Genomic DNA, 25,979 nt, shown 5'->3' on the forward strand with positions numbered 1-25,979 from the left:
GGATATGATCCTCCCGAGGATTTCGTTAGTTCATCGATTCTTTTTGCTTCACGAGATACAAAACATTTTGCGGCTTTCGTCCTGCAACCACTTTGACCGGCGCTTGATCATTCGGCGTAGTTAAAATGTGATACAAAAGATGTTTCGCTTTCTGGTGCGCGTACGGAATATAAATACCGCCACAGGAAAGAATGAGTGGATTTTTGGTGGAAAGTTCTTTTGAGTCTTGATCCATCACCTCTTTGAGAATCAACTCTCCACATCCTTGCTTTGCCTCTTGATCCCGTTTCATGTTTCCCCCTTGGGCACAATGCCAAGAAGAGCAAAGAATATGCCAAGAGAGAAAGAGAACTCCTTCGATCACAAACCTACTGAATTTTCAGGATAATTTTCTCTTTTATCGCGAAGTTCTTAAAAGAGAATTGACGAAGCGTGTGATTTCCAACCCAGAAACGTCAATCCTTCGACTTACTCAGGATGAACTCGTCGCTTTGTCGGTGAGCATTTTTCGGGTCCGTTGCTTGCGGTGAGTTTTGAGTCCAAAGCGATGAGCTTCGTCCCGAATCCGCATCAAATACAAAAGTTCTTTACTCCCTTTCTTGAACGTCACCGGATTTTTTCGCAGAGGAATATAAATCTGATCGCTTTCTCTCTCCTCTTTTGCTTTGGCAATAGCCGCAACCGAAAGTCCTGTCACGCCAATCTCTTCCAACGCACGAAGCGCAACAGCAAGTTGTCCTTTGCCACCATCAATAAGAAGAATATCTGGAAATGGTAGGGACAGGCCACTCGCCTCTACACCAAATCGGCGTTTCAGCACTTCCATCATCATCCCATAGTCATCCGGAGTATTGAGACTGCGGATCGTGTAGAGACGATAGCGATTTTTTTGAGGCTCTCCATCCACAAAACAGACAAGAGAACCGACTGCTTCGCGTCCTGAAAGATTGGAAATATCGACACACTCCACAACACGAGGGATGTTTGAAAGCCCCAATTTTTGTGCAAGTTGCGAAAGAATCTCTTCGATCCCCTCTTTTTTCTCGCGCAACCGCTTGAGTTCTTCCTGAGCATTTCTTTCAGCGAGGAGCACCATATCGCGCTTGAGTCCGCGCTTCGGCGTTATCAGTCGCACAGCTCTTCCACTTTTTTCTCTCAAAAGTTCTTCTCCAGCCTGTTGGCCTTCGAAAGAAAAGGGAATCAGAATTTCCGGGGGAATGTCAGAACGCTTCAAATAATGTTGGACCAAAAAATCAGAGAGAAGATCGTCGTCTTCGCTTTTGATATGGTGAAAACGATACTGCAAGCGATCAAGCAAAGCTCCATGACGAACCATCAAAAGACAAAGCGAAACATCATCTCCGACTCTTGCAAAAGAGATTGCATCGTAATCTCCACCGCCGTGCACGACCACCTTCTGTTTTGCGTTCAGTCCTTCGAGAAGAAACAGAGCATCGCGCATCCGTGCTGCTTCTTCAAAATGAGCTTGGAGCGAAGCTTCATCCATTCTCTCTTTCAGACGATGCAGTAACTCACGACTTCTGCCACGCAAAAAAAGGACGGCGTCCTCTACTTGATGGGCATACGCTTCCTTTGAAACCAATTTCACACAGGGAGCAGTGCAACGGCCGATATCATATTTTAAACAGGGACGAACACGATTGGAAAACTCACGATCGGTACACGTTCGCACACGGAAAAAACGGGTGATCTGATCAACCGCTTCTCGCGCGCCAGCGGCAGATGCGTACGGTCCAAAATAACTCGCTCCATCTTTGATCACGCGACGAGTCGTCGCAATTCCGGGAGAAGAATGTTCGAGACCGATACGAATACTGATGTAATTTTTGTCATCGCGAAGATCGATGTTGTAATGAGGCCGATGTTGCTTAATCAGCGTATTTTCAAGGAGCAGCGCCTCTTTTTCTGTATCCGTCACGATAAATTCGAGCTGCGAAGCTTTTTTGAGAAGAAACGAAATTTGAGTGCGATCATCTTTTCCAAAAAAATAAGCCTGAATTCTTTTTTTGAGATTCTTCGCCTTCCCCACATAGAGCATCTCGTTTTTCTTCCCTTTAAAAAGATAAACTCCCGGAGATGTCGGAAAGGTGCGGGCTTGTTCTGTGAGAGACTTCATCGAGATGAGGCAATATAAGAACGTAAATATTCTTTTGCTTCAGAAGTTGCTTCGGGAAGCAAGCGTCCTTTGGCAAGTGAAGCCGCAAGCGCTGATGAAAAACGGCACCCTGTTCCTCGCGGGTTTTTTCCTGGGATACGTGCTGCAGAAAAAGGGAGAAATTGTTGACCATCGTAGAGCATATCCACAGCATCACCTTGCAGATGTCCCCCCTTAATTAAAATCGCAAGAGCAGGAGCGTTCTGAGAACGAAATTGCATGACATGATCATAGATCACTTTTGCTGCTGTACGCATTGTTTCAAGGTTTGCGACTTGCATTCCTGCAAGCGCAGAGGCTTCCGACAAATTAGGCGTAATGACGGTTGCCAGGGGAAAAAGTTCTTGTCGATAAAAAGCAGTTGCCTTGCTTTCAAGAAGAGCAATGCCCGAAGAGGAATGTAATATCGGATCAAGAATCACATGCGATGTTTTCAACTGTTTTAAAAACCAACTGATCACACGAATATTCGCCTGCGTTGCCACCATTCCGATCTTTACCGCATCGGGAATCTGTTTCTTACATGCTGTAGAGAGCTGCTGACTTAAAATGTCCGCTGGAGTCGGATGAATCGCAATGACCGCTTGGTCTGTCTGTGCCGTGATTGCCGTGATCGCAGAAATACCGCGCACACCACAATCCGAAAGCGTTTTGAGATCTGCCTGCACTCCTGCTCCTCCAGAAGGATCACTTCCAGCAATCGCAAGAACCACTTTTTTTTCAGGAGATGAGGTCATATGCATGAGCTTCATTATTTAATATCGAGTTGTTTGATCTTTGCCCGCAACGTATTGCGATGCATTCCAAGAAGCCTTGCTGCCTTGAGATGATTCCCCTCTGCCCACTGAATCGCAAGTGAAATCATCGGTCGCTCAACATGTTCGACCACCGTGCGATGAATGCCGGTGACTTCGTGCCGTCCAAGGCGTTCAAAAAAATGCGCAAGCTTATGAAAAACAGCGTCGCCAAGGGAAAGTTCATCAAAATGGGTATTGAAAAAAGCTTCATGATCTTGACGATAGCGAGGAGGAAAATGAAACACATCGACTTCCGCTGTCGAAGAGAGAAGGGCAGCGGTAAAAATCAGACGACGAAGTTCATCCTCCTTGCTTTCATCAAAGGTGCGACGCTCAATCCATTCTTTTGCTTTTTCCGAAAAATATTTTTGTGGCAGAGAAAGAAGAAAACAACATTCGTGAAGATACATTTCGGCAGATGCAATTTTTTCTTTCACCTTTTCTGATCCGTTTGAGTTCATGCGAAAGCACTACTATCTTTTTGCTTCATGATTGCAAGCCTTGAATCATGATGTTAGAATCCACCTCACAAATGTCTTTTGATCATTTGTTGTCATCCCTGCGAAGGCAGGGATCCAGTGTTTTTGATGCTTTCTGGATTCCCGCCTCCGCGGGAATGACAATAAAAGTGATTTATAAGATAGCCTCTAGCACCTTTCACATGCGACAAATATTTTTCACTTTTTTTCTCTTTTTTTTCGCTCTCTTTCCCTTTTTTCTTCATGCACAAGAAAAAATTCCCGTTCACGATATTTATATCATCCATTTTATTCTTGACGGAGCAAATGCAGATTTCTTTCATCAACTTTTGGCTGATGGAAAACTTCCAACGGTTCAAAAAGAAATAGTAGAAAAAGGCATAAAATTTACAGAGGCAATTGCCTCTTTTCCGAGTGTCTCAGGAGCTAACTATCAAAGTTTTGTCACCGGACTTTTTCCAGGTCATGCGGGTATTCCGCATCTTGAACGCTTTGATCGAGAAAAAAATAAAAACATCGGCTATCTCACTCTTTCGGGATATCGACGTATTAATGATGACCTCATCAACATGAGATCTTTTGAAACTGGCGGATCACTTCAACCATCCACTACAATTTTTGAACTTCTCAGCGGACATCCGACAGCATCGATTTACTCTTCTTTTTATCGCGGCGCTTCTTACGTCGCTCCACACTTTCTTCCCATGCGCGCAATTTGGGCGGCTTTTGTTTCAAAGCGAACCTGGTACGTTGATCTGCTCGCGATGCGAAAAGTCTTCAGACAGTTTCGAAAGCAAGAGCGTAAGCTTCCGCGTTATACCTTGGTGGGGCTTATTGGAACTGATCTTGCCGGGCACGCCAATGGCGCACGGAGCAAAGAAGTGGAAAAAACGCTCGTGCACTTTGACACACAACTTGAGCGCTTCATCGTCCTTTTAAAAAAACGAAAGCTTTTGGACAAAACTTATATCATCATTTCATCTGATCACGGCATGCATGATACGCAAAAATATTTTGCGCTCAAAACACGGCTCGAAAAAGAACCATTCGACGATCTTCTTTTTGTAGGAGATCGGGGTGTTGCATCGAGTCAAATTTATTTCAAACAATCTCTCTCTTCAGAAAAGAGAGAGAAAATCATTGAGACGATCCTCTCTTATCCCGAAACCGAACTCATGGCGCTTCGAAAGGGAGAGCACGATGCGCATGTCATTGACAGTTCTCACCGAGAAGCCACGATTCGTTGCACGGTAAACGCACGGGAAAAGCGATGCAGTTATCATGCAAAAAAAGATGACCCCCTTCACTATTGTAGTGATGCAACCACCAAAATTTTTTGTGATGGAAAATTCTATTCACTTCATGAATGGCGAAGGGCTATCGCCCATCCATATTTTCCAGATACTGTTGTCCAACTTGGACACCTTTTTGCGAGCGACCGGAGTGGAGATATTTTTGTCATTGCAAAACCTGATTTTGGATTCCGAAAACAAAAGGCAGCGACCCATGGATCGCTCCGGCGTGACGACATGCATATTCCTCTTCTCATCAAAGGGCCCACGATCTCACCGGGCACAAGGCGTTTCGCGCGCGGCGTTGATCTCTATCCTTTACTCCTGGAGTGGTACGGTCTTCCGAAACCACCGTGGACACCGGATGGAGAGAATCCACTTTAAATACGTATAAAACAGAAGTGACACTTCTATTTTGCAAGTCAAAGTCTCAGAACAATCAAATTGAAGTAACATCTTAGGTGACCAAAAGGTGCCTGACATCTTTTTGGCATGGTGTGAATGCAAAAAAGTGTCTGGCACTTCTTTTGGTCATCTGGGAGATAGCTTCGTCGCCCCCATGAAACGTGGCGGGTTCCTCGCAATGACTGCGATTCACCACCCACACTGTTTGCCGGTGTTTTGTTCTTTGAGCCATGTCTGCAGGGGTGCGAAGTAGTCGATGATGGCAGTGGCATCCATCTCTCGCTTTCCGGTGAGAGCTTCAAGAGCATCTGGCCACGGTTGTTGCATTCCCATTTTCATCATCTTCGTGAGACGTTTTCCCGCTTCTTTGTTTCTATAGATGGAACAGTTATGCAGTGGTCCTTTGTATCCTGCTTTTTCACACAAGGCACGGTGAAATTGAAATTGCAAAATCGCCGCCAGGAAATAGCGCGTATACGGTGTGTTTCCCGGGATATGATATTTTGCACCGGGATCAAAGTCTTCAGGCATTCGTGCAACTGGAGGGGTGATCCCTTGATATTTCTCGCGAAGTTTCCACCAATGCGTATTGTAATCTTTGAGTGTGACCTTTCCTGAAAAAACATCACGCCGCCATTGATCCACCAAAAATCCAAAGGGGAGAAAGGCAATTTTTTCAAGCGCCTTATGTAAAAGTGGTGAGAGATCTTGAGGAGGTTCTTTCTCGATCAAACCGATTCTTTTATAGTAAGCCGGCGTCATCGAAAGCGCGATCGTATCTCCAAGCCCTTCATGAAAACCGTCATGCGCTCCCCCCATAAAAAGGGGAGATTGTTTTTTATACGCAAGATCATAATAGAGATGACCGAGTTCATGATGAACCGTCACAAAATCTTCACCCGTCACTTCCATACACATTTTAATTCTCACATCATCTTGCGTATCAACATCCCACGCACTTGCGTGGCAGACCACATCGCGATCTTGAGGCTTCGTCAACATTGATCGTTCCCAAAAAGTTGAGGGAAGTTTTTGAAGTCCAAGCGAGACAAAGAAACTTTCTGCCTGCTCTACCATTTTTTTCGCTTCAAATTTGTTTTTTTCTAAAATATTGGTGAGATCAAAACCATTCTTTTTTTCATTTTGATCCATAAGAAGTGGATAAATATTATCCCACTCTTGCGCCCACATATTTCCGAGAAGATGTGCGGGGATGAGACCTGTTGGCGAAACTTTCTCTGCACCATAATGATCCACAAGACGCGCGCGAACAAAGCAGTGAAGATCGTCATAGAGTGGTTTTACTTGAGACCAAAGTCGTTCAACCTCTTTTTCAAAATCTTTCGTCGGCATATCGTAGCGCGAATACCACAGATCGGCGAGGTTCTCAAAACCGAACTCATGCGCACCTTCATTCCCGAGTTCCACAAAACGGGCATATTCGCTTTTCATCGGTCGCGCGATTTGACTCCAACCCTGCCAGACATTTTTTAACTCCTCATCATCACGACTCTCGGCCATGATTTTTGTCAGAGCATTCAGATCGAGACACTTCCCCTTCTCAGGACAATACTCTCCTTTTGCATAACGACTCTCAAGACTGAGCGCTAACTTCGTCAACTCCTTACGTTTCGCAGCATCAGAGGGAGCAGGCATATTGAGACTCATTTTTAACATGGTAAATTTTCTGGAAAGCTCTTCCGAGAGCTGAAGAGGCTGAAAGCGCTGTGCCTCTTTTACTTTTTCGCTCACAAATCTCAACGTTGCTTCCGCAGCTTGCGAAGAGATCTCTTCTGTATCGTGCGTGATATACGTATTTTGAATCCAGGCTGCTCGGCTCTCTTCAATCCAAAGTCGGAGCAGTTCTTTTTCGACGTCATTAATAAACTGCTGTGCCTCAGCAACTGTCGGAAGATTTTCTTCGGCGTAAACTGAGAAATGAAAAAGCAGTGACGTCAATAACATCAACACAAAATAGAATTTTTTTCTCATACGCGCTCCCGGTATATGCATATCAACGGCTGCTTCGGACAAACTTTCTCGGGCCGCTCCACTGTAGGACGACCCACAGTGTTCACTTAGCTCTCAGCAATTTTGTTGTCAAACCCCGGCTGTGAAAATTGCTTCGAGATACCCTGCGAAAGTTTATCCTCGCGCGCCGTTGATATCTTCTTCGAAAAAAGTCTCTCGGAGGCGTTGTCTTGCTACGGCAAAAATCCTCAGACGCCAGATTTTTGCCTGCGCTTCAGCCTACTGGGTATTGAGGCTTCGTTCCCAGTGTCTGAAGACGCCGCTCAACAATCGCCTCCTGCGGACTTTTTCAAAGCACTACAGCTCTCTTGCATTTCGAGCGTTTCGACGTTAGTGAACGCAGATGCTTTCTTTTCAATTTCATCGCAAAACACCGATGCCATGGATTGTTGAAATCATTGGAGTCATAAGCTTGATCATTGCCATCGCACGAACCATCCAAGGTGATTTCACCATCTTTGCTTCTCTTCTGCTCAGCATCATTGCTCTGGCGTATCTTTTTGTTCGCATCTGCGCGACCAAACGGTGGTATCCAGGCGAGGGAAAGGAACGCGGCATCGAACGGCACTTTGCAGATACGCTCACCATGACAAGCTATCTGATTCTGATGGGTGTTGGTTTGTTTCTTTTTTTCAAGCTGAGTTTTCTTTTACTTCTCATCACGGTCATCATTCTTTTTTTCATTCACTTCAGTATTGCTCTTCTGATTTTTCACGCTCGCGATCAAGATCCCACCCCTGCAAACTTTTTCAGCATACGACCGGAGTCCAATTCTTTGACGCAAATAACGAGCGTTATAAAAACAATAGCCTCATAACCATTTGAAATATATTGTTTTTAGTGAAAAATGCCTTTTTTAAGACTGGACAATTGTGACGCAGCAATGCTAGGAAGTCGATATGCCAACTCTTTCTGAACTCGCCCAGCTCACCTCAAGTGATGTCGTCATCGGTTTCATTACCATTTTGATTATTGTTCTCAGCAATGAATGGCCGCGAATGAGAAAGCGACAGAAACATGAAAGATGAATTCATCGATACAAAAATTCACATTCTTCGAGCGGGAAAAGAGCTTCTTCTCGCAGCACAGGGCGTTCTCTCCTTTTGTCAGCACTATATCGAAACAAGTTCGCACGAAAAACGGAATCCTGAACTCGCAGCTTTTTTTTCAAAAGCTCTTTCTGTGATTCAAAGTTTAAGCCGAGATCTCAAAAGTGAAAAACCGATGGATGCGGTACGTCGCTCTTCTCCATCGCGCACGCCACGAAAAAAGAAAAAGAGACCTGCATGAAAGACACCATCATCATTAAACGATATCAAAATCGAAAACTTTATGACACCTCTGACTCTTGTTATGTCACACTCGAAGATATCGGAGAAATGATTCGCATCGGAAAAGAAATTAAAGTCATCGATAACAAAAGTGGAGAAGATTTAACCGCCGTTACGCTTGCGCAAATTATTTTCGAAGCACAAAAGCGGAAAACAAGCGTTCTTCCTGAATCTCTTTTGACACATATGATTCGTCTTGGCGGTGGCGCCCTTCGCGACATTTTGGCAAAAGCCTTGGAAAATGGAGTGCGAGAAATGGGAACCGTACGGGAATTTGTCGATGAAAAAATAAAACCGACCATGGAAGCAGCCCGTCATCTCCCTTCTCTTCAGAGTGAGTTAGAAGAAATGCGTCAGAAAATCACCGCACTCGAAAAAAAGCTTCTCTCCCAAAAAAAATGATTTAACCTTCTGAATTGATCCATTTTTGAAGACACTCCACGGCAGAAGGCGATAAGCCGACAAAACGAACTCCAATGCCACCAGATGTCTTACCTTGCGGAAGCCGACGCACCACTTCTCCGGTTGTTCGAATTGGAGATTGAGATCCGGGAATCTGAAAAGAGAGAAAAAGCAAAGCGCCAGGCTTTACCGGAAAATCAGCAATATCGAGAGAAAGCCCTCCTTCACTGATATCTTTACAGGGGATCGAAAAAAGAGGTTCCCCAAATTCATCTTCAAAAATAATGGGAGTCAAAAGTTCTTTGCGCGGATAAAGACGTTTTTCGCGAAAATGTGAGCTCACTGAGTTTTTCTTTCTTCAAGCGCCTGTTGAATGATATGTCGCAATGTCTCCAGGTCAAATGGGCGAAAGACAATTTTTGCGTTTTCAAGGTTTGAAAGCATTTCGTATTGAATTTGTTCTTTTGCTTTTTCGCGACATAAAAAAATTTTGGGAAGCGATGCCAATTGAGGATGATCGCGAAGATGATGAAGATTTTCTTCGAAATGATTCACAAAAACATTTGAGTTGATGATCAGCATATGAAGAGGCTGTTGCTCTAAAAAAGCTGTCAGATTGTCATCCAGTTTTTCTCGGGCTAAAAAATGAATCTCCTCAAAGGGGGCGAGAAGAAGTCGAAAAAGATTATGAGAAAGCAACGAGCGATCAATAAGCAGAATGTGACGCGCCTGAATCATGTGTTTCATGCATTTGACGATACCGAAGAGAAAGCTCGATGGCAAGCCGACATTACATCCTTGACTTTCCATCCTTGTTTCCGTAATTTGACGCACGCATTTTATTTAAAAACATATACTTCGCTGAGGGGGTTCTCTATGAAACGAATGGCAATGTTGGGAGTGGGAGCAGTGACCGTCTTCTTGTTAGGTCTTACGGGTTGTGCAAACAAAAAATCATCAGCAAAAGAGTCTACATCAGGTCTTCAACGTATTCATTTTGACTTCGATCAGTCCAATATTAAATCTAATTTCGAACCAGTTCTTCGAAACAATGCTGCATGGGCGCAATCACACAACAATAAAAAAATTGTCATTGAAGGACATTGTGATAACCGTGGTTCTGTTGAATACAACATTGCTCTTGGCGATCGACGCGCGCAATCAGCAAAAAATTACTTAACGAATCTAGGCGTGACCTCCAATAGACTCAGCACGATTAGTTATGGTGAAGAGCGAGGAATGCAACAATGCTCAGAATCTGCAGATGATTCTTGCCACTGGCAAAATCGACGCGCAGAATTTGTGGCGCGTTAACGAATCTTGACATTCATATTCAGAAGAGGTGAAAAAAACCCTTGGGCCTAACCCAGGGGTTTTTTATTCATGATGAAATATTTTCTCTCCATTCTTCTTATGAGTACAATATTTTTTCTTTCAAGTCTCTCTTTTGCCCTTTCGGTTGAAGAGCGCCTGAAGCGTCTTGAAGAAAAATTGACTGCGCTTGAGCAGACCTATTTGACGAACAATCAAGAAGTCGCAAGCACCGTTGCCAAAGCTGGAGAACTTCAGCGAGAAGCCATTACTGTCCAGGGAAAGATCGATGCCACCACACATCTTGCTGATCAGCGTTATCAAGAACTTTCAAAACGACTGATTGATCTCGATCAGCGATTCACGACACTTCAAGAACGAATCAATCTTTTGCTGACACAAACCCAAAGGGCATTGAGAAAAATTGATCCTCAAGGTGCAACCGCGGCGGACGCATATCAAAAAGGACTGGGCGCTTTTGAAGAAGGAAACTCTTTAGAAGCGATCGCGAAGTTCCAATTGTTTCTGCAAAAATATTCTAAACACGAATTTGCAGCGTCAGCGCAGCTTTGGATCGGAGAAAGTTATTTTCGCATGCAAGATTTCAAGCGAGCGGTAAAGGAATATCAAATCTTTATCGAAAAACACCCTAAACATGATCGTGTTCCGGAAGCTCTCTTGAAACAAGGAATGGCGTTTACCAAACTTAGCCTCAAGGAAGCGGCGCAGCCATTTTTTGAAAAAATTATCAAAGAGTTCTCTTCCAGCAAAGAGGCTCTTCTCGCACAAGAAGAACTTCAAAAACTGAGTGCACCACCTGCCTCTGCATTGCCTCCAACATCGACCCTTCCCGAAGTTTCTTCAGAATCGAAAGAAACATCTTCCTATCCTTCAAAAACGATTCAAGAAGAGCGTCAGCCCCAAACACCAGGACAACCATGAATGTCCTCGCACTTGAATCCTCTTGCGATGAAACGGCTATTGCTGTGGTCAAAGACGGAAAATCTCTTGTGAATCTTGTCGCTTCACAACATCTTCTTCACGAGCGCTTTGGAGGGGTCGTCCCTGAACTCGCATCACGTCGACATGTGGAAATCATCACCCCTCTTTTACGCGAAGCTCTCTCTGAAGCGCATCTGACCATGAATGAGATTGAAGGGGTCGCTGCGACCTATGGCCCGGGGCTTGTCGGTGCGCTTCTCGTTGGACTGTGCACAGCAAAAGGAATTGCGATGGCAAAAAAAATTCCTTTTCGCGGTGTGCATCATATTGAAGGACATATCAACGCCGCACTTCTCGAACATGCTTCACTTCCTTATCCTCATATCGTCCTCGTCGTATCAGGAGGGCACACGCATCTTTATCAGGTGAAAGCTTTTGGCGACTATCATCTTTTAGGCGCCACCCGCGATGACGCAGCAGGAGAAGCTTTTGATAAAGTGGCAAAACTTTTGGATCTTGGATTTCCGGGAGGACCAGCGCTCGATGCTCTCTCCCAACATGGAGATGCTCATGCATTTCGATTTCCTTTTCCACACTTTGACGATCCTCATTCTCTCGAGTTTAGTTTTTCTGGAATTAAAACTGCGGTCATGTTGCTCGTTCGAAAATTAACACCTCTCTCCGCGCGCATGAAAGCTAACATTGCGGCAAGTTTTCAACATGCGGTTGTGGAAACGTTGATGAAACAGACACGCGAGGCAGTCAAACGAACGCATGCACATGCTGTGGTCATCTCCGGTGGCGTTGCCGCCAATCGACTGCTTCGAAAACGAATCACAGAAGAAGCGCTGCTCATGCACATTCCTTGTTTCATTCCCTCTCCTCATTTTTGTACGGATAATGCCGCGATGATTGGATATGTCGGAGAACGCTATCTTCGCTTAGGACAAGTTTCTCCTCTGACACTGAATGCAGTTGCACATGAAGAGATTGGAATCAGTTCATGTCTGTCATCGCACTCTTAAAAAAATATCAGGTACAACCAAAAAAACGTCTTGGGCAAAATTTTCTCATCTCGCCTCCCACGCTTCAAAAAATCGTTCAAAGCTGTCAGCTCTCACCAGATGATGTGACACTCGAAGTCGGCTCAGGACTTGGAGTCATGACCTCTTTGTTGGCTGAAAAATGTCAGCACATTATTGCCGTTGAAAAAGATATTTCTCTTTTCACGATTTCGAAACAAGAGTTTGGTCATATTTCCAACATCACCTGGATCAATGACGATATTTTACAGATCAATTTTCAACAAATACTTTCAACCGATCACAGCACGCAGAAACAATTGCAGATTGTGGGAAATATTCCGTATGAGATCACCTCTCCCCTTCTTTTTCATCTTTTGGATCAGCGTAAGCATCTCATCAATGCAACGCTTCTCATGCAAAAAGAAGTGGCAGAGCGACTGATCGCAATCCCATGCACAAAGGAGTACGGCATTCTCTCGGTGATTCTTCAAGCATACGCCAACGTTGAAAAAATTTTTGATGTTGCACCTTCAAATTTTTCCCCTTCACCAAAAGTCGTTTCTTCTCTCATTCGAATTCATTTTCACGCTTCCTCTTCCTCCATCAAAAATGAACTTCTTTTTCGAAAACTGGTCCGCACAGCTTTTGGCAAGCGACGGAAAACACTCCGTAATGCTCTGAAAGGAACCTTCGATACCCAGCATCTCGAACAAAGCTTCGATCTTGATCTGAATCGACGCGCTGAAACCTTGAGTGTTGAAGAATACATTTCTCTCGCAAATCATCTTGAGGTATTATAGCGACGAAGCATGCAACGACCTCTCAAATACATCGCTGTTGATGGCCCGATTGGCGCCGGAAAAACAACGCTGGTGAAAATGCTGGCTGAAGATTTAGGAGGTCATGCCATCTTCGAACCGGTCGAAAAAAATCCATTTCTTCCTGATTTTTATAAAGACCCCAAACGAAATGCGTTTAAAACACAGCTCTTTTTTCTGCTCAATCGCTATCAACAACAAATGGAACTCAAACAACACGATCTCTTTTATCCGCTCATTATTTGCGATTATACATTCATCAAAGATGCGATCTTTGCTGAAATCAATCTCTCGGACGATGAGATGCATCTTTATCACGCGGTCTTTCAACTTCTTTCGCAAAAATTGCCGAGCCCGGATCTCGTCATCTATCTGCGAGCTGATTCCGGCGTTTTAATGCAGCGAGTAAAGAAAAGAGGGTATGGTTTTGAAAAACCGATTACGGAAGAATATCTCGAACAAATTACTGATGCGTATAATCGACATTTTTTAAATTATAGCCAAACGCCACTTCTGGTCGTCGATACTTCGAGCATCAACTATGAATCCAACCCTGAGGATTATGCCCAGCTCAAACGCGCTATTCTGAATCATCGTGGCGGCACGATGCATGTCATTCAGCGATAGCCATTGAAAAGTCCGCAGGAGGCGATTGTCGAGCGGCGTCTTCAGACGCCGGAAACGAAGCCTCAATACACGGCAGGCTGAAGCGCAGGCAAAAATCTGGCGTGTGAAGGTTTTTGCCGTAGCAAGACAACGCCTCCGAGAGACTTTTCAAATTGATACTTTTCTTCTTCTTTGCTAGTTTTCGGCCCCATGGAAATCGTCACCAGCACCTATCTTCTCCCGATGACACGAGGAACTCCTATTATCAAACAGGGAGCGCTTCTCACGGAACGTGGGAAAATACTTCAGATCGGAACAAAATCTGATCTTCAAAAACAGTATCCCCAAGCAGAGATTCAAGAGTTTGCCGAGTGCGTTATTATTCCAGGGCTTGTGAATGCGCATTGTCACCTCGATATGCTCTCCTATCACGAGCATCTTTTTGCTGAGCGCGATGTGGGAGAAACTCCTCTTGAATTTATCGATACATTAATAAGCTCCATTGATTATCGTGAAGAAATCACCAATGAAAAAGCGCTCGTTGATATGCAACGAGGAGCTAGTCGCTTGATTGAAACAGGTGTCACCTGCCTTGGCAATTGCACGCAATTTGAAGGAGCCATTAAACTTTTGGCTGAAATGGGGCTTCGAGGAATTGTCTATTCGGAAATCATTGCAGGACGAGGAGAAGTTGCGCAGGAAAAATTTGAAGTCGCCCTCGCGTTAACCGAAAAATATTCAGATGCTTCGAATGAACATATGCGCGTGGGACTTGCTCCTGCTGCTCCTTATCTTCTCTCGCGAAATCTTTTGAAAATTATCAGTCAACAAGCGCGCGATCTTTCACTTCCGATTCAAATGCACGTCGCGGAATCTTTTTCAGAGATGGAATTTTTCTTTGATTCGCAAGGCGCCATTGCAAACGATCTCTTTCCAGCGCTCGGTTGGCGCGAACTTCCCCCAGCGCAACGCAAAACGCCGACGCAATATCTTGCTGATATCGGTTTTTTTGAAGCCCCAGTAACCATCATTGGCGGACTCCATTTATCTGCAAGTGATTTTCCGCTTCTCGCTCGTCATCTTGCACGCATTGTCTATTGCCCGACACTGAATCACGTGATGAAGCATGGCATGCTGCCGCTTGGGAAACTTGTGGAGTCTGGAATTCCCATTGGACTTGGCACCGGCATTTGGAATACGCGACTTGGATTTAGTCTGTGGGATGAAATGCGACTTGCGCTCAAACATGGCTCTCAACCTCTTCCCACTCCTGAAGAGCTTCTCCGCATGGCAACGATCGGCGGCGCACGCGCTCTTGGACTTGATCATCTGGTGGGAACGCTTGAAAAAGGGAAAAAAGCAGATTATGTTGTGGTTCGCATGGCGACGAAAAGAGAAAATGAAAAGGACCTGATCGCACACCTCATTCAAGAAACTGAACCGCAACATATTCTTCGTGTGATGTGCGGAGAAGAGATCCTGAAAGCATCGTAATTTCTCCTCATGACGATCAAAAACAAAAAAGCATTCTTCAACTACCACGTTGAAGAGCGAATGGAAGCAGGCATTGTTCTTACGGGAAGCGAAGTAAAATCCTTGCGTGAGGGGAAAGCAAATCTCGTTGATTCGTATGCCACGGTAAAAAATGGTGAAGTGTGGCTTCTCAAAGTCAATATCAGTCCTTACCCTCCGGCTGCTGCAAATAATCATCTGCCGACGAGGTCCCGCAAATTACTGCTGCATGCGGAACAGATTGAAAAAATAAATTCAAAACTGGAACAAGGGGGCTTGACTCTGGTGCCGCTTGCCCTCTATTTTAAACAAGGTCGCGCAAAAGTGGAGCTTGGCCTCTGTCGAGGAAAAAAGAAGTACGACAAACGTGAAACGTTGAAAAAGCGCGAAACCGATCGCGCGATACGACGAGTATTAAAAGGTTAGTTCTTTGAAAATTGAATAACCCTTTCTGAAACATTCAAAAATGTTCAGGTGCAAGGCAGCTTGAGAAGACCGACTGAGACGTACTGAAAAGTACGTCGCAAGGAGTGTCGACGAAAGCAACGCAGCACATGGGCATTTGTGAATGTTTCATTTGGGGGCGAAAAGATTTCGACGGGAAGAGTCGAAGTCATCGCTGCATGCCGACCTGTCACGAAGTCGTAAAACCCGTGGCACAAAAAATAAATAACGCAGAAATGCGCCTTGCTGCTTAACTAAAGCAGCACGTCAGCCAGACGACGCCTGCTAGACTGGAAGACGCCGCAGCAGGCTGGCCACTTCAAGTTCTCTCTGGCGCGAAGTGGTAAGACCCATCAGAGATAGTTGCTTTACGATCCTCTCCTTGGGAGCAAAAAGCGACGAATCTCAATTCAAGGAATAAGCATGTAGACGCGTTGATAACGCCTTTCCGGACGACGGTGCAATTCCGTCCGCCTCCACCATATTAAAAATTTTTCACCCTTGGATTCGATATAACCCCAGAGTAGAAGCATAAAAAGTTTTTGACGTAAAAAAGATTTGATGCTTGGCTTGCTTTTTTCATCATATTTGTAATACACTTATTGCAATCCGGTCACCGGAGGTGGATCGCCCGTGAGGGCGAGCGTAAAGAGCCCCTGTAAAGGGGTTTTTTATTTTGGGTATAGAACCCAGCCGTAACCCTCGATTCTTCCGTCATAAAGTTGGCGGTTCCATTTTGCTTCAGCTACATCTAGCAGTCTCTGAACAAACGGCGTTGTTTGCCATTGTATCAAACCTTTTTCTCTTAAGATTTTTTGTTTAATGGGATGACCCAACATGTCAGCAAGTTGTAGACCTGCAATGTTAGCTGACTTTGGTTTTATTTTGAGCTGGCGTGAAGTAAGCGCATGTTGAAAATATTCAGAGTTTGTTTTGGTAAACACCCCACGTTCAAAAACCCAATTATACGAATCTTTTAACAGGCGATCTTCTTTTCCACCACGACTTTCAGCAATAACATCGCCCACTCGATTGACATGATTGAGAAAACCACAATAGCGTTGAAGCATAAATCCCATGCTCAGATGATAGGGATGGGATGCAGCATCACCATGAGATTGATAAAGCTTTAGCTTATCGATTACCACAGCAACAATACTAAAATTAGCTTTTTGAATAAGTTGAATTAAGTCATTGTTAAATTCATCCGTTTTTTTTCCATCCCTCAATTTACCAAAAGATCCGCGCCTGTTAAGAATATCTTCCCGATGTAAAATGACAGGTTCGTCTGGGTGGCTTGGTATGTGAGTTTTCTTGAAAATTTCAAGACTATTGTGAAATTCTAGGTAAGACGGATTTTGAAACCAACATCCTAGCAAGCAAAGATAACGGTGAGAATTTTCGTTGAGTCTCTTAAAAACATGATCGCCAGATTCATCTAGATAAAGGCGGTAACGATCTTCAAAAGCATGGGGATGATCAGTAAGAATTTCTTCACCCATCACACCACCTCCCATATATCAATGCTCTATTCATACGTAATACGAAATATGATCCAAAATCAGGTACCCAATAATAGCTCGTTCGTATGTATATTCGTTTTCTTTTAAAACTCCATGACTATGAGAATGTCGCGAAAACTCAATGTTGCCCGATTCAAAATCAAATTTCTTACACAAAAATGTACCCAGATATTGTTGAAACTGTCTTGGAAATAATAGTGATTTCGAACCTGCTTTCTGAATCCCCGCTTCTCGGAGTCTTTTAATTAACCATGGAAGTGTTTGATCAGAAGTTTCTCCTTTAGACATGGTTCGCAATAACCCTTCAATTCTTGGGTAAAGGGTCGATATAGCTGCCGGATAATTTCCATTTTTGAATGCGTCAAAAGATGAGCGAATAAGGCCCATATGGTCCCTAAAGATTTCTTTTTTCTCCCACTTACCAATCAACTTATTCAACTGTTCGTATGAAAAATAATTTCTCACGATCGAAGTCTTATCCTTGATATTGGGGTCATTATAAAAGGCATACAGTTGATCGAAAAGTTCTTTTGGAATTGCTGAAAAGCGAAACCATCCATCAGCTTCCATATTAGAAATAATATCATCATTTTTAAAATGAGACTCAAATGCCATCTGTTGTAAGTGAATAGCTAAGTCTCTTTCAAGATCATCGATGCTTATTGGCTCATGAGAAATATAAGGAGTTAAATCTATATAAAGTCCGTGTCGATATCCCTCGCTAAAGAAATAAATGATTCCGGTTCTAGCAGGGATAGAAATTGTTGGGAATCGGACTCTCCGAATAGCCGCTAAATCTGCATAAGAGATACCTTCCCCAACTTGAATATCTCTCTTAACAAGTCCCTCGAATAAAATCGGCATACCTATGTGAAGATCGTATTTACCATCCTCATTGAGAAGAACTAAATAATTGGAGATTGAGGATACGGAACTAGTAGTAAGACTTTTTATTGATTTGAAGAGAAAAAACGTTGCAGTGTTATCCGCAATCTTATGGAACTCCTCTGTCTGCGAAGTAAAGAAGCCTTTGATCAACACTTTAATTTGTCCACCTTGATTGGCTTCTTTATTTTCCATGGAGAAACCAGCGATGTTTTGGGAAAGGTTTCCACGAATGATAATGTGACTTTCTTTCTCCTTCTTTTTCAACGATTCGTTGGTGTACGGAATAACACGGTAATGGAAACCGAGAGCTTCTAAAGCCTTAAAAATCGCATCGTAACTTACTTTGTGAGCGGCTCGGGGCGACTCCATGTGGGCAACGCGACTTTGTGAAACATTCATTATTTCTGCTAATTGAGATTGAGAAAGATTTCTTTTTTTTCGTTCAGTTTTTATAAGTGTCATAAGGGCTTGCTTATCTGACGTTATTGCAGAATGTGGATTTAAAATCTTTTGGTTTTGCATGGTTGGACAATTACTCTAAAAATATTATTTGTCAAAAAATATTTTTTGTAATGCGAGTGCCTTCGATGAAGGCGTGATGTCAAAAGTCAACTCGGTAGAGCTAAAACGCTCCTCAAAGGACTTGAACAGCTTACACAGACGGACTTTCAAAAAAGAAATTTCCACAATCATAAAAGATAAAACACCTCTTGAAGAATGGCTTACATTTCTATTGAAATAGAAAAGGATCCCAAAAATCCTGAAGTCTGGTTTCATTATGCAAGTGCGTTTGATTTTTTAGATCGCGAAGAAGAAGCTATTCAACACTATCAAAAAGTCGCCGAACTTGGAGTTGAAAAACTTCCTCTCGAATTTCAACCACAATGGTATTTACAATTCGGAAGCACACTTCGGAATGTGAACAAACTTGATGAAGCACGACATATTCTGCAACAAGGCATTGAACGATTTCCAAACTACGCAGCCATGAAAGTTTTCTTGGCACTTACAGAATATTCCAGTGGCAACAGCAAAACAGCAGCTCACCTTGCATTACAAGCAACGCTGTATGATCCAAAAGATAATTCTTTAAAACTCTATCAACGTGCGATCAAAAATTATGTCGCACAATTGAAAAAATGAAACCCGCATCATTTCTCACCATCCGCATTTCAACACCACAAGACGCTACCGATGCAATGGCAGCGCATCTGGCGCTTCTCATTAATCATGTTTATCGAGAAACAGATGCAGGAATTTTGAATGAGGAAACAAATAGAACGAGCTCGCCAGAAATCAAAGAAATGCTTGAGAAGAGCGAACTGCTGCTTGCAGAGCTTGATGGAAAAATTGTGGGAAGCGCTCGTGTGAGCAAAGCTGACTTTGAAACTGCGAAACTTTCGATGCTCATGTGTCATCCTGAATATCGAAATCAAGGCATTGGAACAGCGCTCATTGCAAAAGCAGAAGATTGGGCTCGCGAACAACACTGTGTGAATATCTTCTTAGAGCTCCTCATCCCACGAGAATGGATTCATCCGCATAAAGAATTTTTGGCAGAATGGTATACGCAGCTTGGATACCAACCTTATAATACGATCCCCTGCGAAGAAGTTTATCCTGAAATTATCGAAAAATTAATTACTCCATGTGACGTCACGACGTGGTATAAAAAATTGTAAAGAACCAGAAAAAAGGCTGGGGTGAAACGGTTGGTGGCAAAACGTACTTATTGCAATTCATCAAACAGAGACTATCAAAACAGCGATGAATTAGCGTGTGGTTTCCCAGTAAGACTTGCCATCTGGAATCTGTCCAGGATTAGTTCCAAATTTATTTTTTAAGTGTTTCAGCACATCCTCTGAAAAAGGTAGATTCTCATGACTAAGCATCATCGCTACATAATTATCAAATTTCGGGTGTTTTTTCCAATAACCACCAATGATAGCTGCTTCGAGTGAACGATCAAACCATGTTCTTAACACCATTGTTGCACCTTGAATACGCTTCTCTAAAGAAACGTTGGACTGAAGAATAGAATGGGCTTCGCGTTTTATATCTTCTCTTTCTCGATGATGTATTGGGGAATATTTTAAGAAGTTTGTTGCAGATACCCATCTGCGATGACGGGTGCTATGTGCGCGGTTTTCACCTGGCTCTCCCGGTACATATAATAAACCACAAGTTTCGCATGTAGTAGGCATGTGTTTCTCCAATTCTTCGATCGTCGGCAGGCTTGTTTTGAGTTTGGCCGGAATGGATTTCATGATTTTATATTCCGAAACGCCAATGGGCTTAGAAACATCCTTGAGAGCATATTCTGCAATCAGTTTGTTTTTATTTTTGCAAAGCAAAAGACCAATGGTGGGATTATCTGATGGATCGCGAAGTCTATCGTCTATTGCTGACAAATAAAAGTTGAGTTGCCCCGCAAATTTAGGTTCGAATTTTCCAGTTTTGAGTTCAACCACAACATAACAACGTAATTTCAAGTGATAGAACAAAAGATCAATGTAGAAATCCTCTTCACCGACTTCGAGATGATACTGTTGACCCACAAATGAAAAACCTGCACCAAGTTCCAAAAGAAATTTCGTAATATGATGTACCAAGCCTTTTTCAATATCACGTTCTTGCGCTTCATCGCCCACGGACAAAAAATCAAAAAGGTAGGGATCTTTAAGCACTTGATGGGCTAAATCAGATTGCGCTTCGGGGAGCGTCCTTTTGAAATTCGTAACGGCTTTCCCTTTACGTTCATACAGTCTCCTTTCAATTTGCATCACAAGAATATCTCGGCTCCAGCCATGCGCGATAGTTTGATGAATATACCACTGTCGTTCTTCGTGGGTTTTCACGTGATCCAAAATACGAACATTATGGCCCCAAGGAATTTGTGCAACGGCCTGTTGCACAAATGGCTCTCTTGGATAGGCTTCGGCTAACGCACGCATATACTTAAGATTTCTGGGTGAAAAACCCTTCATATCTGGAAAAGCACTTCTGAGATCAACAGCAAGTCGGTCAATGACCTTAGCCCCCCAACCTTCTCGATCTTGACGGGACAAAATCCCTCGTCCGATTCTCCAGTAAAGCTGAATCATCTCGCTATTTGCTGCCAAAGAAGCGTGAATTCTGGCTTTACTGATTTCATCCTTTAGTTGAGAAAGAAATTGGGGATAATTTTTTGGAAGTCTGCCAATTTGTGCAACAGCTTGTCGCACTTTTATCAATTGTCCAACAGGATATTGAATTTTTTTCTTATGCTTCTTTTTTGTTTTTTTGCTTGTCATCATAAAGATTGATGGTTCAAATGAATCGTAATTGCCTACCAAATTCTTGACAACTTAACCATCGAAAATATATTGGCAATATGGCAGATTACAACGAGCAAATGTGACACAATGAAAAAAAATGAAACCTACATCATCTCATCCCCTGCGACGTCACAGCGTGGTAAAAAAAATTATGATTACTGCACTTGTTCAGGAATTGGATCTTGAATGTTTGCGAGGAAATATTTTCGGAAAGTAATAAAGGTGTAAAGAACGAGAAAAAAAGCACTCACACCAATCACGGCATAATAGAGATTTTCTTTAATCGCTCCGTTTTTATCGTCCCACATGAGACCAACAAAAAAAGGAAAGAAAAGAGTCAAGATAGAAGCAACTTTTTTCCTCTTTTCTCCAATGGAGAGAAGTGTCTTCGGAACCTGGCTCATCTTTTGAGCAAGACGTGCATTAAAACTTTGAAAAAGAGGAATAAGCCGTCCAAATGAAATATTAATAAAGAAAACGGCGAGGCCAAACAATCCTGTTTGCAAGAAGCCAGAGAAATGATGTGCGAAAAATAAAAGAAGACATGCTGCGCAATAGAGAACCATCTCTTTTTGAAGACTACGAAGAGATTGAGAAATATCATTTTCAATCTTTCTCTTCGGAATAAGAGAGAACGAACCGAGCACATAGGGCAACGATATTCCGCAAATCAAAACAATAAATTTTTCCTGAAGACTATAGGCGCTTCCCTCTCCTCTTATATTCGCAAGGTAAACAATAGGAATGATCGCTTCGACGAGCATGTGAATTCCATAAATGAATGAACTCATCCAAAACATCGTACTCAGGATGGAGTGTGATTTTAAATCCAGAAATGCTTGTTCCATCACATCCGAACGTTTCGAAACTTCTTTTTTTTCCTTCTCCTCTCTCGGAAGAATACAACAAACAAGAGCCGCCAGAAAAGAACAGAATGCAGATAAAATAAAGGCGATGGTGGATGAAAGAAGAAGGGAGGCAGCAGCACCGCTGATGAATCCGATATAGAAAAGTCCTTGCGACAAAGCAAAAACCTTATCACCTCTTTTTATCTCATCGCATTGAGCAATGAGAAACTGTTCAAAATTTCCACTGAATAACGTAAAGGCAACAGCAAATGTGGTCATAGTTACTATGGTGCCAATCACAAGAAGCCATGCATTGGAAGTCATCATCGTGATCGTCATAATAAGAAGAAGCGGGAAAAACCCTCGGAGAACAAAACTCATTATAAATGTCGAACGGGTTCCTCGGATATCGGCTTCAGCACCACTGGGCACTTCCAAAAAATATTCAAGAATGAAGCAAAAACCAATCGCAGCAAGACCAAGAACCGCGGGCGAAAGGTGAAACAAAGGTGCACCGGCGTCGCCAATCACCACAAGATATGTCAGGATATAAAATCCTGTCGAAAGACCAGCGAGAAGTTTAAGAACGTAGGCAACACTTCTCGCTTGTTGACACGTGAGATGTTGTGACACTTTTTCGTTTTGAAAGAGAAGTTTTCTGAAGTCAATCGATAAATGTATCATTGTCAGCAATACCTTCGCATGGGATAAAAACTGTAGCGTTTTTTTACCAAACGATAAAAAACGCTCCACTTTCATTTTTGCAACTCATTGATTTTCTGGAATTAAGCACATGGCATCACTTTTGCTTTGTCTGTTTGACAGACAAAAGGAGGAGTGCCATGAGTGATCTTAAGAAAGAAATCAAACAGGAAATCATGAAAGACATGGAACACTTAGTGGGAATTATTACGGAAGCCTTTGATCATAAAGTAGGTCTTATTGTCGAAGGCATGCAAAGCATGAGGGATGAGCTTAGGCGAGAAATTCGTGATGGGCTGCGAGAAGTAAACTCACGTATTGATTTAACTCAAATTGCGTTAAGGGAAATTGCTTCTCAAGGCCGTGAAAATCGAGCTGCTATTGGCCGCCTCGAGCTTCGTTTTGACGAAATGGATGCACGCATCACGCGCAATGAACGCCACATCACTGCACTTCAATCAGCAAGTTCATGAAAAAAACTGATTTGATCACTGTTGGAGTTTTAGGAAATGTACCAACTTTTTTTGGGAAAGAAGCTACAGGTTACACCATTGATCTTCTCTCTGGTGCTGTTCTTGGCCGTCTCATCTATGTTGACAATAAAACCGGGAAAATAGCTGGAGGAATATTAGAATCGGTAACTTCTCCTGATCGAGGAAAGACCTGGCTTCTCACACTTCATGAAGGACAGAAATTTCACGATGGGAGTAAGGTCACGATCGAAGATGTTGAATTTGCTTTTGGCCATATTCTGAGTTGTCCCTACGGCACACCAGACCAATCGCTCTTGGAAAGCATCGAAGGATCAAAAGAAATACCAACAAAATATTGCGGGCTCATTGATCACTTCAAATTCAGCAAGTTCAGGGAGTCATTTTGCATGGAAACACTATCCGATCGGAACAGGACCTTATAAAATTATTGCTGTTGAAGATGAGAGCCTTCTCCTCGAGAAGAATGATGACTGCAACATTTTAAATGTGTCGCTCTCTTCAGCTCCTCGGCACATTCGGTTAACAACTTCTGGAAAAGATCTTGATCGTTGTGATGTTGTGCTTGGGGGAAAAATACCAAAAGAGAATCCCAATCCAAATATTCTTCACACCATTCAAACAGGAATAACCGAAGCAATCTTTGGACTTTATTTTCATTTCGATGCTCCGCTCGTTCAAAACGAAAAATTTCGGAAAGCCCTTTCGCCCGCCATCAATCGTCAAGAACTCTTTTCAGACGAAGAGAATCTCTCGCTCACGCATACCATGATTCCGCGACAGTTTCGAAAGAAGAAATATCTTTTTCCAGAACCAGAATACAATCCTCAAAAAGCGCGCATGCTTTTTAAGGAAATGATTCAACAGTACAATGTTTCAAAACTCATTGTTCCAGATCGGAATCCAACCGCTTCACCGTGGAAACAAAAACTTGAGCGACATCTCAATGACCTCGGACTTCCTGTAGAATTTCAATATGGAAAAAACATTGCGAATTATGATTCTCAAACGAAAACCATGATCCCCTTTTCTGTTTTGGGTTTCATCCCAAGTGTTTTCACTGCAGCCCCTATTTTTAAAGTTTTTCAATCAGGTGGTGGATGGGTGTCGCGTCTTCCTGAAAAAGATCATCTTTACGATGATCTTGTCTCCAAAGGTTTGCAGCTCCCCATTGAAGAACAAGATGGCTCTGTCATCAAATTACAGCATCGATTTTTAGAAAAAGTCTATGCTCTCCCTCTTTACGAAACAAAACTCCTTTTCTTTTCAAACCCAAAAACCATCAAAACGCTCCACCCTGAGAAACAAAACTTAAGTTTCCGAATGAAACTCGTAGAACCGCTTAAAACTCCGAATTGACAATCTTCACGGAGCATGTGAGGAAGCTTCCTCCATGACTCTCCTTACCATTGAGGCTCTCAAAAAAGAATTTCCGGAACTTGCCTACACACCACAGTCAACAGTGGAACCAAACTGGGCATGTTTTTGGTTTCCCTTATCGAGCGGTCCATGCGCTGGAAATTATGCGGTCGACCTTGATGGCGACCATGCCGTTGATTACTATATTGATGCGCAGTCAGATCAATGGAAAGCTATTACCGCTGACGCTCCCTATCGCATGCCTTCCCATGCTCTTGCGCTTGCCGTGGCTGATGGCCTTTTCACACTTTGGTTCTAAATAAAAACCGTTATCCGTATGTTTAAAAAATGCTGGTGCTTGACTTTCCTGACACATTCGCAAAAGTTGCCTTATGCTGAAAACAAATAAAGATCGTCTCGTCCAAATTTCGACTGAAGGAAAAGTTGCACCCTCTGTTGTCTGGATGAACACCGTCGGACGCGATGGGAAAATACGCAATCTTCCGGCCTGTGGTGGCATTACGTATAATGTTCTCGTCGGAGATTCTGCTTTTGGTTGGGCGGCAGATCATCTGGAGCCAGCTGTTTCAGCCGTGGTCGATCCTAAAAGTCGAAGCGATAAATTTAACACCTCGTTTAATTTTCTCTGCTGCGCCGGAAATAAAGCACATGTGATTTCCGGAAAAGCAGAAGGAGAAATCGGAACGGTCATTGGAACGCATGGTGGCGTAGAACATGTCATGATCGATTTTCCTCTGAAGACGCTTGAGAAAATGGCAGAGGGAGATCGTATTCACGTACGGGCCTATGGGCAAAGCCTTGAGCTCACGGACTATCCTACGATCGCGTGTATGTCGCTCGACCCACATCTGCTTGAAAAAATGAAAATCAAAGAGAAGAAAAAGAAAATTGAAATTCCTGTTGCCGCCATTGTTCCGGGAAAGCTGATGGGTTCAGGACTTGGAGTGGCAAATGTTCACACAGCTGATTACGATATTATGACTGGCGATGAAGCAGCCCTCAAAGAACATAAACTGACTAATCTCAAACTCGGCGATATTGTCGCTGTCACTGATATGGATGCTGCTTACGGCTGGCACTACTTTCAAGGGGCGGTCATGATCGGCATTATTATTCACGGCGATTCATTCTTAGCTGGCCACGGTCCCGGAGTGACAACGATTATGAATAGCACCGTTGGCGATATCATTCCGGTCCTCCATAAAGAAGCAAATATTGGAAAATATTTTGGACTTGGGAGATATCGGAAATAAGGAGAT

At 43.1% G+C, this 25,979-nt stretch carries 29 protein-coding genes and 1 other RNA gene; 19 read left to right on the forward strand and 11 right to left on the reverse strand.

What is annotated here, in order from left to right:
- Positions 1 to 25 precede the first annotated feature (25 nt).
- From A3C46_05110 to A3C46_05125, 4 genes are all read right to left on the reverse strand, one after another.
- Complete coding sequence (locus tag A3C46_05110; protein OGQ22831.1) at positions 26 to 364, reverse strand: hypothetical protein; 339 nt, start codon at positions 362 to 364, stop codon at positions 26 to 28.
- A 108-nt stretch (positions 365 to 472) separates the two neighbouring features.
- Positions 473 to 2,137 carry an excinuclease ABC subunit C gene (locus A3C46_05115; protein OGQ22832.1) on the reverse strand — a complete coding sequence of 555 codons (1,665 nt, stop codon included), beginning with the start codon at positions 2,135 to 2,137 and terminating at the stop codon, positions 473 to 475.
- The gene (locus A3C46_05120; protein OGQ22833.1) at positions 2,134 to 2,928 is read right to left on the reverse strand and encodes a bifunctional hydroxymethylpyrimidine kinase/phosphomethylpyrimidine kinase; all 795 of its coding nucleotides are present in this window, start codon (positions 2,926 to 2,928) and stop codon (positions 2,134 to 2,136) included. Before A3C46_05120 ends, A3C46_05115 begins: the two co-directional genes overlap by 4 nt.
- Positions 2,928 to 3,434, reverse strand: a complete 507-nt coding sequence (locus A3C46_05125; protein ID OGQ22834.1) for a hypothetical protein — start codon at positions 3,432 to 3,434, stop codon at positions 2,928 to 2,930. The genes A3C46_05120 and A3C46_05125 overlap by 1 nt, the downstream gene beginning before the upstream one ends.
- A 200-nt stretch (positions 3,435 to 3,634) precedes the next feature.
- On the opposite strand from A3C46_05125, the gene A3C46_05130 reads away from it, so the two are divergent.
- Positions 3,635 to 5,128: a hypothetical protein gene (locus tag A3C46_05130; protein OGQ22835.1), complete on the forward strand. Its 1,494-nt coding sequence runs from the start codon at positions 3,635 to 3,637 to the stop codon at positions 5,126 to 5,128.
- A gap of 210 nt (positions 5,129 to 5,338) precedes the next feature.
- Here the strand turns inward: A3C46_05130 and A3C46_05135 are convergent, their stop codons facing one another.
- Entirely contained in the window at positions 5,339 to 7,114 is a 1,776-nt protein-coding gene (locus A3C46_05135) for a peptidyl-dipeptidase (protein OGQ22936.1), read from the reverse strand.
- Between the two features lie 409 nt (positions 7,115 to 7,523).
- On the opposite strand from A3C46_05135, the gene A3C46_05140 reads away from it, so the two are divergent.
- From A3C46_05140 to A3C46_05150, 3 genes are all read left to right on the forward strand, one after another.
- The gene (locus A3C46_05140; protein ID OGQ22836.1) at positions 7,524 to 7,997 is read left to right on the forward strand and encodes a hypothetical protein; all 474 of its coding nucleotides are present in this window, start codon (positions 7,524 to 7,526) and stop codon (positions 7,995 to 7,997) included.
- 200 nt (positions 7,998 to 8,197) lie between these two features.
- Entirely contained in the window at positions 8,198 to 8,470 is a 273-nt protein-coding gene (locus tag A3C46_05145; protein ID OGQ22837.1) for a hypothetical protein, read from the forward strand.
- Entirely contained in the window at positions 8,467 to 8,913 is a 447-nt protein-coding gene (locus A3C46_05150) for a hypothetical protein (GenBank protein ID OGQ22838.1), read from the forward strand. Before A3C46_05145 ends, A3C46_05150 begins: the two co-directional genes overlap by 4 nt.
- 1 nt (position 8,914) lies before the next feature.
- Here A3C46_05150 and A3C46_05155 read toward each other — a convergent pair whose 3' ends face one another.
- Entirely contained in the window at positions 8,915 to 9,256 is a 342-nt protein-coding gene (locus tag A3C46_05155) for a hypothetical protein (protein ID OGQ22839.1), read from the reverse strand.
- The gene (locus A3C46_05160) at positions 9,253 to 9,723 is read right to left on the reverse strand and encodes a hypothetical protein (protein ID OGQ22840.1); all 471 of its coding nucleotides are present in this window, start codon (positions 9,721 to 9,723) and stop codon (positions 9,253 to 9,255) included. Before A3C46_05160 ends, A3C46_05155 begins: the two co-directional genes overlap by 4 nt.
- Positions 9,724 to 9,789: 66 nt before the next feature.
- Between A3C46_05160 and A3C46_05165 the strand changes: the two genes are divergently transcribed.
- From A3C46_05165 to ssrA, 8 genes are all read left to right on the forward strand, one after another.
- Positions 9,790 to 10,227: a hypothetical protein gene (locus A3C46_05165; GenBank protein OGQ22841.1), complete on the forward strand. Its 438-nt coding sequence runs from the start codon at positions 9,790 to 9,792 to the stop codon at positions 10,225 to 10,227.
- A gap of 69 nt (positions 10,228 to 10,296) precedes the next feature.
- On the forward strand, positions 10,297 to 11,166 hold the full coding sequence (locus tag A3C46_05170) for a tol-pal system protein YbgF (GenBank protein ID OGQ22842.1): 870 nt from the start codon (positions 10,297 to 10,299) through the stop codon (positions 11,164 to 11,166).
- Entirely contained in the window at positions 11,163 to 12,191 is a 1,029-nt protein-coding gene (locus A3C46_05175) for a tRNA (adenosine(37)-N6)-threonylcarbamoyltransferase complex transferase subunit TsaD (GenBank protein OGQ22843.1), read from the forward strand. The genes A3C46_05170 and A3C46_05175 overlap by 4 nt, the downstream gene beginning before the upstream one ends.
- Positions 12,170 to 12,991 (forward strand): ribosomal RNA small subunit methyltransferase A, encoded by an 822-nt coding sequence (locus A3C46_05180; protein OGQ22844.1) that lies wholly within the window; start codon positions 12,170 to 12,172, stop codon positions 12,989 to 12,991. Before A3C46_05175 ends, A3C46_05180 begins: the two co-directional genes overlap by 22 nt.
- Positions 12,992 to 13,000: 9 nt before the next feature.
- On the forward strand, positions 13,001 to 13,636 hold the full coding sequence (locus tag A3C46_05185; GenBank protein ID OGQ22845.1) for a hypothetical protein: 636 nt from the start codon (positions 13,001 to 13,003) through the stop codon (positions 13,634 to 13,636).
- A 189-nt stretch (positions 13,637 to 13,825) separates the two neighbouring features.
- Positions 13,826 to 15,109 carry a hypothetical protein gene (locus A3C46_05190; GenBank protein ID OGQ22846.1) on the forward strand — a complete coding sequence of 428 codons (1,284 nt, stop codon included), beginning with the start codon at positions 13,826 to 13,828 and terminating at the stop codon, positions 15,107 to 15,109.
- A 9-nt stretch (positions 15,110 to 15,118) separates the two neighbouring features.
- Positions 15,119 to 15,553, forward strand: coding sequence for an SsrA-binding protein (locus A3C46_05195; GenBank protein OGQ22847.1), 435 nt, complete (start codon positions 15,119 to 15,121; stop codon positions 15,551 to 15,553).
- A gap of 153 nt (positions 15,554 to 15,706) precedes the next feature.
- Positions 15,707 to 16,053, forward strand: a transfer-messenger RNA (tmRNA) gene (gene ssrA / locus A3C46_05200).
- Between the two features lie 189 nt (positions 16,054 to 16,242).
- Here ssrA and A3C46_05205 read toward each other — a convergent pair.
- Together A3C46_05205 and A3C46_05210 are read right to left on the reverse strand one after the other, a co-directional pair.
- Positions 16,243 to 17,088: a hypothetical protein gene (locus tag A3C46_05205; protein ID OGQ22848.1), complete on the reverse strand. Its 846-nt coding sequence runs from the start codon at positions 17,086 to 17,088 to the stop codon at positions 16,243 to 16,245.
- 15 nt (positions 17,089 to 17,103) lie between these two features.
- Complete coding sequence (locus tag A3C46_05210) at positions 17,104 to 18,444, reverse strand: hypothetical protein (GenBank protein ID OGQ22849.1); 1,341 nt, start codon at positions 18,442 to 18,444, stop codon at positions 17,104 to 17,106.
- 255 nt (positions 18,445 to 18,699) lie between these two features.
- On the opposite strand from A3C46_05210, the gene A3C46_05215 reads away from it, so the two are divergent.
- Positions 18,700 to 19,125 (forward strand): hypothetical protein, encoded by a 426-nt coding sequence (locus A3C46_05215; GenBank protein OGQ22850.1) that lies wholly within the window; start codon positions 18,700 to 18,702, stop codon positions 19,123 to 19,125.
- A gap of 56 nt (positions 19,126 to 19,181) precedes the next feature.
- Positions 19,182 to 19,664, forward strand: a complete 483-nt coding sequence (locus tag A3C46_05220) for a hypothetical protein (GenBank protein OGQ22937.1) — start codon at positions 19,182 to 19,184, stop codon at positions 19,662 to 19,664.
- Between the two features lie 90 nt (positions 19,665 to 19,754).
- Here the strand turns inward: A3C46_05220 and A3C46_05225 are convergent, their stop codons facing one another.
- Together A3C46_05225 and A3C46_05230 are read right to left on the reverse strand one after the other, a co-directional pair.
- Positions 19,755 to 21,278, reverse strand: coding sequence for a hypothetical protein (locus A3C46_05225; GenBank protein ID OGQ22851.1), 1,524 nt, complete (start codon positions 21,276 to 21,278; stop codon positions 19,755 to 19,757).
- Positions 21,279 to 21,454: 176 nt separating this feature from the next.
- On the reverse strand, positions 21,455 to 22,906 hold the full coding sequence (locus A3C46_05230; protein OGQ22852.1) for a hypothetical protein: 1,452 nt from the start codon (positions 22,904 to 22,906) through the stop codon (positions 21,455 to 21,457).
- A gap of 83 nt (positions 22,907 to 22,989) precedes the next feature.
- Here A3C46_05230 and A3C46_05235 point away from each other — a divergent pair, with 83 nt between their 5' ends.
- From A3C46_05235 to A3C46_05255, 5 genes are all read left to right on the forward strand, one after another.
- Positions 22,990 to 23,322, forward strand: a complete 333-nt coding sequence (locus tag A3C46_05235) for a hypothetical protein (GenBank protein ID OGQ22853.1) — start codon at positions 22,990 to 22,992, stop codon at positions 23,320 to 23,322.
- A complete protein-coding gene (locus A3C46_05240) occupies positions 23,319 to 23,765 on the forward strand; it encodes a hypothetical protein (GenBank protein OGQ22854.1) in 447 nt (148 codons plus the stop codon). Before A3C46_05235 ends, A3C46_05240 begins: the two co-directional genes overlap by 4 nt.
- A 64-nt stretch (positions 23,766 to 23,829) precedes the next feature.
- Positions 23,830 to 24,699, forward strand: coding sequence for a hypothetical protein (locus A3C46_05245; protein ID OGQ22855.1), 870 nt, complete (start codon positions 23,830 to 23,832; stop codon positions 24,697 to 24,699).
- Positions 24,700 to 24,733: 34 nt separating this feature from the next.
- Entirely contained in the window at positions 24,734 to 25,018 is a 285-nt protein-coding gene (locus A3C46_05250) for a hypothetical protein (GenBank protein OGQ22856.1), read from the forward strand.
- 73 nt (positions 25,019 to 25,091) lie between these two features.
- A complete protein-coding gene (locus A3C46_05255) occupies positions 25,092 to 25,973 on the forward strand; it encodes a hypothetical protein (GenBank protein ID OGQ22857.1) in 882 nt (293 codons plus the stop codon).
- Positions 25,974 to 25,979 lie beyond the last annotated feature (6 nt).

This window comes from Deltaproteobacteria bacterium RIFCSPHIGHO2_02_FULL_44_16 (assembly GCA_001798185.1).
In the GTDB taxonomy this organism is placed as follows: domain Bacteria; phylum UBA10199; class UBA10199; order 2-02-FULL-44-16; family 2-02-FULL-44-16; genus 2-02-FULL-44-16.

What these genes read in the sequence shown, in the direction of transcription:
- A3C46_05230 (OGQ22852.1), bottom strand. Translation starts at nt 22,906, where the DNA reads ATGAAAGTGGAGCGTTTTTTATCGTTTGGTAAAAAAACGCTACAGTTT.
- A3C46_05205 (OGQ22848.1), bottom strand. Translation starts at nt 17,088, where the DNA reads ATGGGAGGTGGTGTGATGGGTGAAGAAATTCTTACTGATCATCCCCAT.
- A3C46_05160 (OGQ22840.1), bottom strand. Translation starts at nt 9,723, where the DNA reads ATGGAAAGTCAAGGATGTAATGTCGGCTTGCCATCGAGCTTTCTCTTC.
- A3C46_05145 (OGQ22837.1), top strand. Translation starts at nt 8,198, where the DNA reads ATGAAAGATGAATTCATCGATACAAAAATTCACATTCTTCGAGCGGGA.
- A3C46_05170 (OGQ22842.1), top strand. Translation starts at nt 10,297, where the DNA reads ATGATGAAATATTTTCTCTCCATTCTTCTTATGAGTACAATATTTTTT.
- A3C46_05240 (OGQ22854.1), top strand. Translation starts at nt 23,319, where the DNA reads ATGAAAAAAACTGATTTGATCACTGTTGGAGTTTTAGGAAATGTACCA.
- A3C46_05115 (OGQ22832.1), bottom strand. Translation starts at nt 2,137, where the DNA reads ATGAAGTCTCTCACAGAACAAGCCCGCACCTTTCCGACATCTCCGGGA.
- A3C46_05185 (OGQ22845.1), top strand. Translation starts at nt 13,001, where the DNA reads ATGCAACGACCTCTCAAATACATCGCTGTTGATGGCCCGATTGGCGCC.
- A3C46_05175 (OGQ22843.1), top strand. Translation starts at nt 11,163, where the DNA reads ATGAATGTCCTCGCACTTGAATCCTCTTGCGATGAAACGGCTATTGCT.
- A3C46_05250 (OGQ22856.1), top strand. Translation starts at nt 24,734, where the DNA reads ATGACTCTCCTTACCATTGAGGCTCTCAAAAAAGAATTTCCGGAACTT.
- A3C46_05235 (OGQ22853.1), top strand. Translation starts at nt 22,990, where the DNA reads ATGAGTGATCTTAAGAAAGAAATCAAACAGGAAATCATGAAAGACATG.
- A3C46_05195 (OGQ22847.1), top strand. Translation starts at nt 15,119, where the DNA reads ATGACGATCAAAAACAAAAAAGCATTCTTCAACTACCACGTTGAAGAG.
- A3C46_05150 (OGQ22838.1), top strand. Translation starts at nt 8,467, where the DNA reads ATGAAAGACACCATCATCATTAAACGATATCAAAATCGAAAACTTTAT.
- A3C46_05120 (OGQ22833.1), bottom strand. Translation starts at nt 2,928, where the DNA reads ATGAAGCTCATGCATATGACCTCATCTCCTGAAAAAAAAGTGGTTCTT.
- A3C46_05190 (OGQ22846.1), top strand. Translation starts at nt 13,826, where the DNA reads ATGGAAATCGTCACCAGCACCTATCTTCTCCCGATGACACGAGGAACT.
- A3C46_05140 (OGQ22836.1), top strand. Translation starts at nt 7,524, where the DNA reads ATGCTTTCTTTTCAATTTCATCGCAAAACACCGATGCCATGGATTGTT.
- A3C46_05210 (OGQ22849.1), bottom strand. Translation starts at nt 18,444, where the DNA reads ATGACACTTATAAAAACTGAACGAAAAAAAAGAAATCTTTCTCAATCT.
- A3C46_05165 (OGQ22841.1), top strand. Translation starts at nt 9,790, where the DNA reads ATGAAACGAATGGCAATGTTGGGAGTGGGAGCAGTGACCGTCTTCTTG.
- A3C46_05255 (OGQ22857.1), top strand. Translation starts at nt 25,092, where the DNA reads ATGCTGAAAACAAATAAAGATCGTCTCGTCCAAATTTCGACTGAAGGA.
- A3C46_05125 (OGQ22834.1), bottom strand. Translation starts at nt 3,434, where the DNA reads ATGAACTCAAACGGATCAGAAAAGGTGAAAGAAAAAATTGCATCTGCC.
- A3C46_05130 (OGQ22835.1), top strand. Translation starts at nt 3,635, where the DNA reads ATGCGACAAATATTTTTCACTTTTTTTCTCTTTTTTTTCGCTCTCTTT.
- A3C46_05135 (OGQ22936.1), bottom strand. Translation starts at nt 7,114, where the DNA reads ATGTTATTGACGTCACTGCTTTTTCATTTCTCAGTTTACGCCGAAGAA.
- A3C46_05215 (OGQ22850.1), top strand. Translation starts at nt 18,700, where the DNA reads ATGGCTTACATTTCTATTGAAATAGAAAAGGATCCCAAAAATCCTGAA.
- A3C46_05180 (OGQ22844.1), top strand. Translation starts at nt 12,170, where the DNA reads ATGTCTGTCATCGCACTCTTAAAAAAATATCAGGTACAACCAAAAAAA.
- A3C46_05220 (OGQ22937.1), top strand. Translation starts at nt 19,182, where the DNA reads ATGGCAGCGCATCTGGCGCTTCTCATTAATCATGTTTATCGAGAAACA.
- A3C46_05225 (OGQ22851.1), bottom strand. Translation starts at nt 21,278, where the DNA reads ATGATGACAAGCAAAAAAACAAAAAAGAAGCATAAGAAAAAAATTCAA.